Origin of the sequence: Proteiniphilum sp. UBA5463, from assembly GCF_002427225.1 — a bacterium.
In the GTDB taxonomy this organism is placed as follows: domain Bacteria; phylum Bacteroidota; class Bacteroidia; order Bacteroidales; family Dysgonomonadaceae; genus Proteiniphilum; species Proteiniphilum propionicum.
In genome coordinates this window covers 15,652-28,854 of sequence record NZ_DIQL01000028.1, presented here as the reverse complement: position 1 = coordinate 28,854, position 13,203 = coordinate 15,652, and the positions used below count along the sequence as shown (strand labels likewise).

The window sequence follows — 13,203 nt, the reverse complement described above, 5'->3', positions numbered from 1 at the left end:
TCATTATTGAATTTAATTGACAAGCTTTATGGAGTGGTTCCATTCGCTTCTTTTCGAGGATGGTATTGCCCATACCGTCCTGCTATACGCGTTGACGATATCTGCGGGAGTGGCATTAGGAAAGATCAGGATCTTCGGTATCTCCCTAGGTGTGACATTTGTACTGATCACCGCCGGAGCAGCGGCCGAAGCCGTCACGGCGTTTCTGGGAGAAACAACGGAGCTGGACTGGAAAGAATTGGACAAGGTGCTGATCTCACACCGGATCGTCGTCACGACGGTTCCGCTACTGCTCACAGAATGCGTGGCCAGAAAAATGCTCCACTTGGATTATTTTACCTTGACGGGATTGTTGTCGGGAAGCATGACCGATCCTCCGGCATTGGCTTACTCCAACTCCATAGCGGGAAACGATCCCCCGGCAGTGGCTTATTCTACCGTTTACCCGCTGACCATGTTCCTCTGGGTGATCTCGGCGCAGATATTGATATTGATCTTGATGTTTCTGTAATCCGTTTTAAAAAAGTAACCCGTGCAGGCAATTATCTTTGGCTTATTTATCCTCCACTGAATTTTTATTATTCACCAAAACGAACAACTTTTAATCTTATTAATCAATGCAAATTTCCTGCTAAAATATATAATAAATTAATAATCAAATGTATAGGATTTCAAATCATAACTGTTGATAACTTTTTAGGAAAACATTATTGTTTTTTCAAAAAAGTAAATCTACCTTTGTGACAACATCTGGTTTTTATTTATAGTCGTCTTTTATAAATAAAATGAAAAGGGAATGCTGTGAAAATCAGCAACAGTTCCCGCTGCTGTAAGCTCCTTTTATGTGCTGAACAAACATCTTCATAGCCACTGTTCCGATAAGCAGGAACGGGAAGGCGTTCAGACACGGGAGTAAGTCAGAAGACCTGCCAGGTGCGTTATACACTTTTTGATCTCTTTCGGGTAAAAAGACAGTCGAAATATTGATATACACATAATATCCATATTGTTTTAGACTATTGGACATGAGGTTTTCAGACTAATAGACTGAAGGACTGCCCCACTCCCAACATTTTAAAATTCAATAATCAAAAAGTCTTACAATCTATTTATCTAACTATTTAACGGTCTAAAAAAATGGGTAACAATGAAATTCAGATTGTGAAACGCGACGGGAAACGGGTGCTATTTTCCCTCAAAAAAATTGAAAATGCCATTGCGAAAGCATTTTTGTCGGTAGGTTCGTTTGCTACAGAAGAGGACTTCACTACTCTCCTTGCCCACCTTCATATTTCTGACGGAATGACTGTGGAAGAGATCCAGAACCAGGTGGAGACAGCATTGATGCGGGAAAGATACTTTGCTGTTGCAAAATCATACATGCTCTACCGGCAGAAACATACCGAAACACGTGAGATCCAGAGCAAGATGAACTTCCTGATGAGCTATTGCAACGCTCAGAATGCTGCCACGGGAAGCAAGTTCGATTCCAATGCCAATGTAGAGAAGAAAAACATTGCCACACTCATCGGCGAGCTACCCAAAAAGAACTTCATTGACCTGAATAGGAAGATGATAACAGACAGGATGAAGGAGATGTACGGGAAGGAGCTTGCCGACAAATACATCGGCATGCTGAAAGAACATTTCATTTATAAAAACGACGAAACCAGCCTGGCCAACTACTGCGCCAGCATTACCATGTATCCCTGGCTGCTGAACGGCACCCTGTCTGTCGGGGGCAACTCCACCCCACCCACCAACCTGAAATCGTTCTGCGGCGGATTCATCAATATGGTATTCATTGTATCGAGCATGCTTAGTGGTGCCTGCGCCACTCCTGAGTTTCTGATGTACCTTGATTATTTTATCCGGAAAGAGTATGGCGACAACTATTTTTTACATACCACAGAGGTAGTAGATCTGTCAAGACGAAGGCGTACACTCGACAAGGTAATTACCGACTGTTTCGAACAGATAGTCTACTCCATCAACCAGCCCACAGGAGCACGCAATTTCCAGGCTGTCTTCTGGAACATTTCCTATTACGACAGGTACTACTTCGAAAGCCTGTTCGGCGAGTTCCGGTTCCCCGATGGCTCACGCCCCGTATGGGAATCGCTCAGTTGGTTGCAGAAACGCTTTATGAAATGGTTTAACAAGGAACGCACCAAAACCGTACTTACTTTTCCGGTGGAAACGATGGCATTGCTCTCGCGGGAAGAGGATGTGATTGATACAGAATATGCCGATTTTACCGCCGAAATGTATGCTGAAGGACACTCTTTCTTTACCTATATGAGCGACAATGCCGACTCGTTATCGAGCTGCTGCCGCCTGCGCAACGAGATTCAGGACAACGGGTTCAGCTACACCTTAGGTGCGGGTGGAGTATCCACCGGTTCCAAAAGCGTGCTCACCATCAACCTTAACCGCTGTGTTCAGTTTGCAAAACGTACGGGACAACCCTATGGTACTTTCCTTGAAGAGGTGGTGGATTTGACACACAAGGTGCAGATCGCCTATAATGAAAACCTGAAGATGTTCCAACAAAAAGGGATGCTGCCATTGTTCGACGCTGGATACATCAACCTCGGACGCCAATACCTTACAATCGGCGTAAATGGATTAGTGGAAGCAGCCGAATCGCTGGGGATAGCCATCAATCACAATCCTCAATATAAGGCCTTCGTGCAGGAGGTGCTCGGAATTATTGAGCAATACAACAAAAAATACCGATCTAAAGAACTGATGTTCAATTGTGAGATGATCCCTGCCGAAAATGTAGGCGTAAAACATGCCAAATGGGACAGGGAGGACGGCTATTTCGTGCCGCGCGACTGCTACAATAGCTATTTTTACCGGGTGGAAGATCCATCGCTAAATGTGATCGACAAGTTCCGACTGCACGGACGTAACTATATTGAACATTTGACGGGCGGATCGGCACTCCACCTGAACCTGGAGGAACACCTCTCAAAAGCACAATACCGACAGCTGTTGCGTGTAGCAGCCCACGAGGGCTGCAACTATTTCACCTTCAACATTCCAAACACTGTATGCAACGATTGTGGTGCCATCGACAAGCGTTACCTGAAGGAATGCCCCCAGTGTGGCTCCCGGAATGTGGATTACCTCACACGCATTATCGGTTATATGAAGAGAGTGAGCAACTTCTCGGCTGCTCGGCAGGCGGAAGCGGAAAGAAGACATTACGGAAAGCCGGACATAACAGAGAAGACTAAAGAGGAACCTATTATTTATTAAGGCTGTACATTAGTCTCAAGCATACCAAAGCTATGTTTGAGAATGAGATGCCATAAAGGTATTACAGAAAAGCTAATATTTCAACCATAAGATAATTTTTATGCTTAAATACACAGACTATGATATCGTTTTTCAGGAAATTCCCGATGAGGTGACGTTAGCCGTCAACCTGTCGGGTTGTCCACACCGCTGCAAGGGGTGTCACAGTCCCCACCTGCAGCAAGACATAGGTGAAGAACTGAACGAAGAGGCCATTTCGCGGCTGCTGCAGCTCTATGAGCATTCAATCACCTGCATCTGTTTTATGGGGGGCGATGCTCATGCCGAAGAAGTATGCCGGCTGGCATACTATATCCGGATGAATTGGGGAGAATGGCTCAAAACGGCCTGGTATTCAGGAAACAGCAACCTGCATCCTATGGCTGCCGGTCGTTTTGATTATGTGAAAACAGGCCCCTATCTGGAAGCGCTGGGAGGGTTAAGCAAAAAAACGACCAATCAGAGGTTGTATCGAATCAGTAAAGAGGATATTATCGATATTACCTTCCGCATGCAGTCATAGCCCTACTCTGTGCAAACATAAACACAAACCTGTTATTTATAAATTATTTATATTTTCTACTTTTTTTTTTAATTTCAAAGACATTTCAGGTTGTTGACGTGTTTATTTGTTTTCTTACATAAAAAAAGAAATATTGGAAATTTTTCTATATCTTTGTCGCGAAACAACGGTTTCACTTATTTGTGATTATCACCGAATGAGTGATTAAAAGGGAATCAGGTGCAAATCCTGAACAGGCCCGCTGCTGTGAACTCCATATATGTGCTGAACAAACATCTCTATGACCACTGTTCCGAAAGACCGGAATGGGAAGGCGTTCAGACACAGGAGTAAGTCAGAAGACCTGCCGGCGTTTCAAAAAAGTTAAACGGCTTTCGGGGAAAAAGGCTTGCAAACGACACGACTTTCAGATCATACTTTTCTTCTGGTTTTTTTGTTAAACGTGCTTTCGTTGATGCATTTATTTCGCCGGATAAAATTCGGTAAATGTACTCATTTATAAAAATAGCGCTTTTTTGTTTTCTTGCTGCCTTATTGGTGATTCATAGCCCTATCTATGCTCAGTATAATACTGACAGCCTGCAACAACTGCCTGAAATTATTGTGACCGCTAAGTCCTCTCGCGAAATCATTCCTGCACAAAAGCTTTCGGGAGAGGAACTGAAAGGATTAAGCAGCCTGTCTGTTGCCGATGCCATCCGCTATTTTTCGGGTGTACAGATAAAAGACTATGGCGGCATCGGTGGATTAAAGACAGTAGATATACGTAGTATGGGTACAAACCATATGGGCGTATTTTACGATGGCATTCAGCTCGGGAATGCACAAAACGGACAGATAGATCTCGGAAAATTCTCACTTGATAATATTGAATCGATCACACTTTATAATGGACAGAAAAGTGAGATTTTTCAATCCGCCAAAGATTTCGGCTCATCAGGAAGCATCTATCTCCGTACACGCTACCCGCGCTTTAAAAAAGGAAAACAGTACAATCTGAGAGGAATTTTACGTACCGGATCGTTCGGGCTTTTGAACCCATCGTTATTATGGGAACAAAAAATTGCATCGGCGCTCGCCGGCTATTTCAATGCGGAGTGGGTGCATGCAAACGGTAAATACGAGTACCGGTACAAGCGTGTTCACCCTGTCACAAAAGAAGCAGTTTACGATACCACAGCTATACGGCAAAACGGTGATGTTGATGCATGGCGACTGGAAACAGGACTGCATGGTTTTGTTCCGGGAGGTAACTGGAACCTGAAAACTTATTTCTACACTTCTGAAAGAGGTATACCCGGTGCTATTGTCAATAACGTATGGAAACGCTCTCAAAGGCAATGGGACCGTAATTTCTTCACTCAGGGGACTTTCCAAAAATCGGTATCATCGAAATATGATATACTGATAAATGGAAAATACGCTAATGACCATATGCGTTACCTGAATCCCGATACCACTCTGATATATATCGACAACACCTTCACTCAGCAGGAGGCATATCTCTCTCTGGTAAACAAATATAAACCTCTGAAGAACTGGGATATTTCACTGGCTGCCGATTTACAATGGAACGGTCTACGCTCCGAGCTCGATGGTTTTGTGCAGCCTTCGCGTTGCACTTACCTGGTTGCTGCTGCTACTGCTGTTGATCTTGGAAAGGTGAAGATGCAGGGAAGCATTTTAGGCACATTTATCAGTGGCCATACAGAAACAGAAACCTCAGCACCGGACAACGGCCCAAACATACAGCGGTTTACCCCTGCCTTGTTTGTCTCATACAAACCTTACTTTCTGCATGACTTGAATCTCAGGGCTTTCTATAAACATATATTCCGGATGCCTACATTCAACGATCTCTTTTATACAGATATCGGGGACATTTTCCTCGAACCTGAAGATACCCGTCAATACAATATTGGCGTACAGTATACCAAAAGCTACACATACGGTATTATCCGGCATTGGGATATTCAGGCCGATGGCTATTTCAACCTGGTTACCAACAAGATTATCGCGGTACCTAAAGGAAATGGAATGTACCGCTGGATGATGATGAATGTGGGGAATGTGGAGATAAAAGGGTTAGATATTGCTGTTTCAACGGTTTCAATGCTCAATAAAGAATGGCTCCTGAACATAAAGCTTAACTATACCTGGCAGCAGGCACAGGATCTTACACGCCGGACAAACAAGGAGCTGGAAAAGATTACTTATGGCGGACAAATTGCTTACATCCCGTGGCATAGCGGTTCTGTGGTTGCTACTCTTAGTCATCGCCTGTGGCATCTGAACTACAGTTTTATCTATGTAGGCGAGCGTTACCGTTCCTCAGCCAATATACGTGAGAATTATGAACAACCCTGGTACACGAGCGACTTATCGCTGGCCCGCTCATTCACCCGGAAACAATTCAACGGAAAACTCTCTTTAGAAGTGAATAATATGTTCAGTCAGGATTATGAGGTGGTTCTGAACTACCCAATGCCAAAAAGAAACTATAGAATTACACTGACAGTGGAAATATGAAGAAACAGATTATCATACTATCACTTTTGGTTTTTGCGATGCTTGTTGCTTCTTGCCGAAAAGATGTGGAGCTGCTGCTCTCTGAGGCTGTCGTTACCGATCCCGGGGCCTCAGGAGCCGGCCGGTTTGCCGGCTTTTACCTGTTGAATGAGGGAAATATGGGGAGTAACAAAGCAACGCTAGATTATTACGACTTTGTTTCCGGAAGCTACAATCGTAATATCTACGCCGTACAGAATCCATCCGTTCCAAAAGAGCTGGGTGATGTTGGTAATGACATTAAGCTTTATGGTAACCGCTTGTACGCTGTCATTAACGCATCCAATAAAATTGAGGTGATGGATGCACATACGGCAAAAAGAATCGGGCAGGCGGATATTCCCAACTGCAGGTACATTGCCTTCTACGAAAGGTATGCTTACGTTACATCTTATGCAGGCCCTATCGAGATAGATCCCGAATATAAACAAAGAGGCTATGTGGCTAGGGTTGATACAGCGACGCTGCAAGTTGAAGAAAGATGTGTTGTAGGATATCAGCCTGATGGAATTGCCATTTCTCACGGTAAGATTTATGTAGCAAATTCCGGCGGTTACAAGGGAGCAGGAAAAAGTGCAAACTATGAGAGAACCGTTTCTGTGATAGATATTGCGACATTTAAAGAAGAAAAACGTATTGATGTGAGCTGCAATCTTCACCTGATCAAAGCAGATAAAAGAGGTAACCTGTGGGTCACCTCACGTGGTGATCATCGGGGCAATTCTTCCAGGTTGTTTTTTATCGACCGGCAAAAGCAGATAGTAAGCGATTCTGTTTTACTTTCTGTCAATAATTTTCAGATAGATGGTGATTCACTGTATCTTTTTGGTATTGAAGAGAGAGCAGCATCAAATGTGAATAAGTTCAATTTCACCATCATTAATACAACTACCCGTGAAGTTATAAATACGCATTTCATTACAGACGGTACTGAGAGGCAATTTGAGACTCCCTACGGTATAATGGTACATCCCGAAACAAAAGATATCTACATAACTGATGCGGGAGATTATATTAATCCGGGATTTCTGTATTGTTTCAACCGGAAAGGGAAAAAGCGATGGAGCATACAAACGGGAGATATTCCCGCGCATTTTGCTTTACTCCCCAAGAGAAGATAAACAAAATCGAACTAATTGCTCCATCCTTATAGATATTAGGAATGGCAAAGGTTTATATGCAATAATAAAAAAATCAAATTATTCTTATGACAAAACAAAGGCAGCTTTTTCAATTTTTCTTTCTCCTTTTCTTTATTCTTCTGCCAGTGGGTTGCAGCAGTGAAGGAGATGTGACTGATGAGGGAGAAGGCCCCGGAATAAAACACTCTCCCTATCTCACCCGCGTGTTTGAGTATATGCCTGCTCCGGGCCAGTTTGTGAACAAACTGCCGGAATATAAGGAAGGCGATACATTCGAAACAATGGCGAAAAAAGCCGAAGAAAAAATCGCCGGTGACAGAGGTGGGCTGATATCGCTGGGCGGGTTTGGCGGTTATGTAGTAGTGGGGTTTGATCATACCATTGAAAATGTGCCTGGTAAAGCCGATTTTGCAGTACTGGGAAATGCTTACGCCGGCAATAGTGAACCGGGTATTGTGATGGTATCTGCCGACATCAACAAAAACGGGAAACCCGATGACCCATGGTACGAACTTGCCGGAAGCGAACATGACAATGAGAAAACCATACACAATTATGAAATCACTTACTACAGGCCCGATGAAAATAAAACTCCTGTCCCTCACCCATCGCTCTTTTACGTGACTGATGCAGCCTATATCAAATGGACCGCTAACGTAAATGGCGAGGGTTATGTTTATAAGACTACCTTTCACCAGCAAAGTTATTACCCGCAATGGATAGACAGTGATAAAATGCAGTTTATCGGGACAAGGCTTCCCGACAACAACACTGTTGATAACGATACTTACACCTTGCACTCTTACGACTGGGGTTATGCCGACAATATGCCTAACAACAGCTCAGGAGCTCAGTTCGATATAGACTGGGCTGTAGATACAAACCGTAAGAAAGTACATCTTGACGGAATAGATTTTGTTAAAATATATACGGGTGTGAACCAATTTAATGGACGCATTGGAGAGTCTTCCACCGAAGTAAGTGGAGTAATTGATCTGCACCTGCTCCAACAACAGTAGATTTTAATATGCCAAACAATTGTAATGCCTGTTCAACTAAGTAATCATTACAGGAAATACAGTATATTTTTATATGTCAAATAATCAAATAACTGAACTTTCGCATGTGTTAATGCGATGGGTGTATAGCTAAACATACAATGTAGAACTATTAAGCTCTAAGAGCAACACATGCTAAAGTTGAACCAATTAATTGTATCAAAATGAAAAAAAACCTGTTTTATTTAATTTCTCTTTTCTCTCTTCTGATGGTTTCATGCGAGAATGATGATGTAACCGTTACAAAAGTTGTTGATCTGGAAAACAAGCTAACTGGAGTCGAAACCGAGTGGACCGGAGACAAGTCGGGAACCGAAATTCCCGGCGATTATGGTCCCATATGGAAAAACCAGTTCAGCGGTGCGGATAATCTTTTCGTTTTTGACAACTATTTTTCCGATTCTTCCTGGAGTGGATTCATGTACACTAATAAAAGTGATGTCACAACTGCAAGTTATGCTAACAATAGTGCCATCACCGGAAAAGCATATACAGGAAAAGTTTACCTTACGGCAAACAGTACAGATTATAATCCTGCTGTAATTTCTTTCAAAGGAGGCACTTCCTGCAGGGTTAAGGGAATGTATGTTACCAACAGTACCTACGCCTATTTCTCCATGAAAAATGGGGACCAATTTGCTAAAAAATTCGGGGAAGGCGACTGGTTTAAACTCAAGATCAAGGGAAAAGATAAAGCGGGGAATGACACGCAGGCAGTGGAGTTTTACCTGGCCGATTTCCGTAACGGCAAGTCAGAACTGCTTAATCAATGGAAATGGGTTGATCTCATGGGGCTTGGAGAAGTGAAAAGTGTTCATTTTGAACTCTCCTCCACCGATAACGGAGACTGGGGAATGAATACTCCTTCTTATTTTTGTATTGATGATATTACAGCGGTTATAAGTGAATAAAAAAATGCAGTCGCTAGGCTGCATTCTCTCTACTTTTTTATTATTTTTAGAAAAAGGTGCTCCAAGTGATTGGAGCGCCTTTTATTTATACTTCCAATCTGAGCTCGCGGTTCCGATCCTCTTCCTGGTATCGGTTATGATCCTCGTTCTGCTCGCAGTTCCGATTCCTGTCAAAACCAAATACTATATTATTAATACCCGTGCTTTTGTTGATTAACGCTTCGAAAACCAGGCTTAAACCAGATACTATATTTTTTAATCCAGTTTAAGCACTGCAAGAAACGCTTTCTGCGGCACCTCCACGTTCCCTACTTGCTTCATGCGCTTTTTCCCTTCTTTCTGCTTTTCCAGCAATTTTCGCTTCCTCGAGATATCACCACCATAACATTTGGCTGTCACATCTTTACGTACGGCTTTCACTGTCTCACGGGCAATAATCTTTGCCCCGATAGCTGCCTGAATGGCAATATCAAACTGCTGCCGTGGAATCAGCTCCTTCAGTTTCTCACACATACGCCGTCCAAAGGACTGAGCATTGTCGGAGTGTGTAAGCGTTGAGAGCGCATCCACCGGTTCACCATTGAGAAGTATGTCAAGCTTAACCAGTTTCGATGGGCGATAGTCATGCATATGGTAATCAAAAGATGCATATCCTTTAGAAATACTCTTCAGTTTATCATAAAAGTCGATTACAATCTCACCCAATGGCAAATCGTAAATTATCTCCACCCGGTCGCCTGAAATATAGTCCTGTTTTACCAGAATACCTCTTTTCCCCAGACAGAGCGTCATAATAGGGCCAATATAAGTAGTATTGGTTATCACCGAGGCACGAATAAAAGGCTCCTCGATATGATCGATAAGTGTGGGGTCAGGCAAGCCGCTTGGATTGTGTACTTCCTTCATCACCCCTTTCTTGTCATAGACACGGTATGAAACGTTCGGTACCGTTGTAATCACATCCATGTTAAATTCCCGGTCGAGTCGTTCCTGTATAATTTCCATATGTAGCAATCCCAGGAAACCACATCTGAAACCGAATCCCAGGGCGACCGACGACTCTGGCTGGAAAGTGAGCGAAGCATCGTTCAGCTGCAGCTTTTCGAGTGAAGAGCGCAGGTTCTCAAAATCTTCGGTATCAATAGGATAGACTCCCGCAAAAACCATCGGCTTCACCTCTTCAAACCCTTCTATAGCTTTTGCCGCAGGTCGTTTTACGTGAGTGATGGTATCACCCACCTTTACCTCTTTCGATGTTTTTATGCCTGAAATGATATAACCTACATTGCCACAGCGCACCTCTTCTTTAGGGACCATGCTGAGCCTTAGTATTCCCACCTCGTCGGCATCATACTCTTTTCCAGTATTAATAAATTTCACCGAATCGCCCTTCTTGATACTTCCATTTACAACCTTGTAATAGGCAATAATTCCTCGGAACGAATTAAATACCGAGTCGAAGATCAATGCCTGTAGCGGTGCCTCAGGATCTCCCTGTGGTGCCGGAACGCGCTCAATAATAGCTTTAAGGATATTATCAATGCCAACGCCGGTTTTACCGCTTGCGCGAATTATATCTTCACGTGGAATACCAAGAAGTTGAATTATCTGATCTTCCACCTCTTCAGGCATGGCGCTCTCCAGATCAATTTTATTTAAAACAGGAATAATCTCCAGATCGTGTTCTATGGCCATATATACATTCGAGATGGTCTGTGCCTGTATTCCCTGTGCAGCGTCAACCACCAGCAAAGCCCCTTCACAGGCAGCAATGGAACGCGACACCTCGTACGAGAAATCCACATGTCCCGGAGTATCAATCAGGTTGAGCGAATAGGATTCCCCTTCGTGTACGTAATCCATCTGTATGGCGTGGCTTTTAATGGTAATACCCCGTTCGCGCTCGAGGTCCATGCTGTCTAATACCTGCGCCTGCAGGTCTTTTCCTTCAACAGTTTTGGTATACTCAAGCAAACGGTCTGCCAACGTGCTTTTGCCGTGGTCGATGTGTGCAATAATGCAAAAATTACGTATATTCTTCATCTATTTTTTTTAGATCCATCACCAACAGGCACCCTCCTTATTCTGATTTTCATGTCAGATAATGAAAGGTGCCACGATGGATATTTTATTTATTAATCAATCTTAAAATTCCGCGTTTTTCGGTGTACGCGGGAACGGGATCACATCGCGAATATTGGTCATTCCGGTTACGAATAGCATCAACCGTTCAAAACCAAGGCCGAAGCCGGAATGCGGGGCTGTACCAAACTTGCGGGTTTCCAGATACCACCAGATTGGTTCAGTATTCATACCGGTCTCATTCACACGGCTCATAAGCTTATCGTAATCGGTCTCGCGTTCCGATCCTCCTATAATCTCTCCAATTTTCGGGAAGAGCACATCCATGGCGCGAACTGTTTTTCCATCATCGTTCTGTTTCATGTAGAACGATTTTATCTCCCTCGGGTAGTCGGTCAGGATAACCGGCCGTTTGAAATGCTTCTCTACCAGATAACGCTCATGCTCGGACTGAAGATCAGCCCCCCAAAAAACCGGATATTGGAATTTTTGTCCTGACTCTTCCAGTATCTTTACTCCCTCAGTATATTTGAGCCTTACAAAATCATTTTCCAGAACAAATTTCAGCCGGCTTGTCAATTCTTTGTCATACATCTTTGTCAGAAACTCTATATCCTCCATACAGTTATCCAGAGCATACCGGATAAGGTATTTCAGAAAATCTTCTGCCAGATCCATATTATCATCGATATTGTAAAAGGCTACTTCCGGCTCAATCATCCAGAACTCAGCCAGGTGACGCGGTGTATTTGAGTTTTCGGCACGAAAGGTGGGGCCAAAGGTGTATATTGCACCCAATGCCATAGCACCCAGCTCACCCTCTAATTGTCCGGAAACGGTAAGGTTGGTCTGACGGCCAAAAAAATCCTGAGTGAAGTCCACTTTCCCCTCTTCATCGCGTGGCGGATTATTTATATCCAGTGTAGAAACCTCGAACATTGAACCTGCACCTTCAGCATCTGATGCGGTAATGATGGGTGTGTGGAAATAATAGAAACCGTTGTCGTTGAAATATTTATGTATGGCGTACGACATATGGTGACGCATCCTGAAAATGGCACCGAAAGTATTCGTACGAGGGCGCAGATGAGCTATTTCACGCAGGAATTCCAAGGTGTGCCCTTTTTTCTGCAGTGGATAGGCTACAGGATCTGCAGAACCATAAATTTCAATTTCCTCAACCTGAATTTCCACCGACTGCCCCTGTCCCCGCGACTCCACTAACTTTCCGTTTATATTGAGGCATGCACCGGTAGTTATAGGCTTAAGAAACTCTTCACCAAAATCGGCTATATTAATGACTAACTGTATGTTATTAATTGTCGAGCCGTCGTTAAGAGCAATAAATCCAACGTTTTTGTTTCCTCTGCGGGTACGCACCCACCCTTTTACGTTTACTTCTTCACCGAAGTTTTTAAGCCGTAAGGCTTCCGAAATCTTTGTTCGCTTTAGTTGTTTCATAATCAACACAATATCTCTATCCAAGAGACTGTTCTGTTTGCATATTTATAATTTATCCACATTTTTATGCGGATGCAGGATTATTATCATTCTTTCGGTGATCAGATTTTTCTGATTCCGTTTTTGTTTTTGCAAATCATTCTTTCCAGGCG

At 43.4% G+C, this 13,203-nt stretch carries 9 protein-coding genes and 2 riboswitches; of the genes, 7 read left to right on the top strand and 2 right to left on the bottom strand.

Going from position 1 to position 13,203, the window contains the following annotated elements:
- Positions 1 to 28: 28 nt before the first annotated feature.
- The 7 genes from B3B27_RS05085 to B3B27_RS05055 all read left to right on the top strand — a co-directional run bounded on the left by B3B27_RS05085 (position 29) and on the right by B3B27_RS05055 (position 9,508).
- Positions 29 to 511: a hypothetical protein gene (locus B3B27_RS05085; protein ID WP_238866625.1), complete on the top strand. Its 483-nt coding sequence runs from the start codon at positions 29 to 31 to the stop codon at positions 509 to 511.
- 223 nt (positions 512 to 734) lie between these two features.
- A riboswitch (cobalamin riboswitch) is annotated at positions 735 to 948 on the top strand.
- 189 nt (positions 949 to 1,137) lie between these two features.
- Complete coding sequence (gene nrdD / locus B3B27_RS05080) at positions 1,138 to 3,267, top strand: anaerobic ribonucleoside-triphosphate reductase (protein WP_238866623.1); 2,130 nt, start codon at positions 1,138 to 1,140, stop codon at positions 3,265 to 3,267.
- 100 nt (positions 3,268 to 3,367) lie between these two features.
- Positions 3,368 to 3,829 carry an anaerobic ribonucleoside-triphosphate reductase activating protein gene (gene nrdG / locus B3B27_RS05075; protein WP_238866621.1) on the top strand — a complete coding sequence of 154 codons (462 nt, stop codon included), beginning with the start codon at positions 3,368 to 3,370 and terminating at the stop codon, positions 3,827 to 3,829.
- 150 nt (positions 3,830 to 3,979) lie between these two features.
- Positions 3,980 to 4,194, top strand: a riboswitch (cobalamin riboswitch).
- 121 nt (positions 4,195 to 4,315) lie between these two features.
- The gene (locus B3B27_RS05070) at positions 4,316 to 6,358 is read left to right on the top strand and encodes a TonB-dependent receptor (RefSeq protein WP_238866619.1); all 2,043 of its coding nucleotides are present in this window, start codon (positions 4,316 to 4,318) and stop codon (positions 6,356 to 6,358) included.
- Complete coding sequence (locus tag B3B27_RS05065; protein WP_238866617.1) at positions 6,355 to 7,518, top strand: YncE family protein; 1,164 nt, start codon at positions 6,355 to 6,357, stop codon at positions 7,516 to 7,518. The genes B3B27_RS05070 and B3B27_RS05065 overlap by 4 nt, the downstream gene beginning before the upstream one ends.
- A gap of 86 nt (positions 7,519 to 7,604) precedes the next feature.
- The gene (locus B3B27_RS05060) at positions 7,605 to 8,558 is read left to right on the top strand and encodes a PKD domain-containing protein (RefSeq protein WP_286845909.1); all 954 of its coding nucleotides are present in this window, start codon (positions 7,605 to 7,607) and stop codon (positions 8,556 to 8,558) included.
- A 203-nt stretch (positions 8,559 to 8,761) separates the two neighbouring features.
- Positions 8,762 to 9,508 (top strand): DUF4465 domain-containing protein, encoded by a 747-nt coding sequence (locus tag B3B27_RS05055; RefSeq protein WP_238866614.1) that lies wholly within the window; start codon positions 8,762 to 8,764, stop codon positions 9,506 to 9,508.
- A gap of 255 nt (positions 9,509 to 9,763) precedes the next feature.
- Here the strand turns inward: B3B27_RS05055 and lepA are convergent, their stop codons facing one another.
- Both lepA and asnS read right to left on the bottom strand, forming a co-directional pair.
- On the bottom strand, positions 9,764 to 11,551 hold the full coding sequence (gene lepA / locus B3B27_RS05050; RefSeq protein WP_238866612.1) for a translation elongation factor 4: 1,788 nt from the start codon (positions 11,549 to 11,551) through the stop codon (positions 9,764 to 9,766).
- 102 nt (positions 11,552 to 11,653) lie between these two features.
- Positions 11,654 to 13,051, bottom strand: coding sequence for an asparagine--tRNA ligase (gene asnS, locus B3B27_RS05045; protein ID WP_238869473.1), 1,398 nt, complete (start codon positions 13,049 to 13,051; stop codon positions 11,654 to 11,656).
- Positions 13,052 to 13,203: the final 152 nt, after the last annotated feature.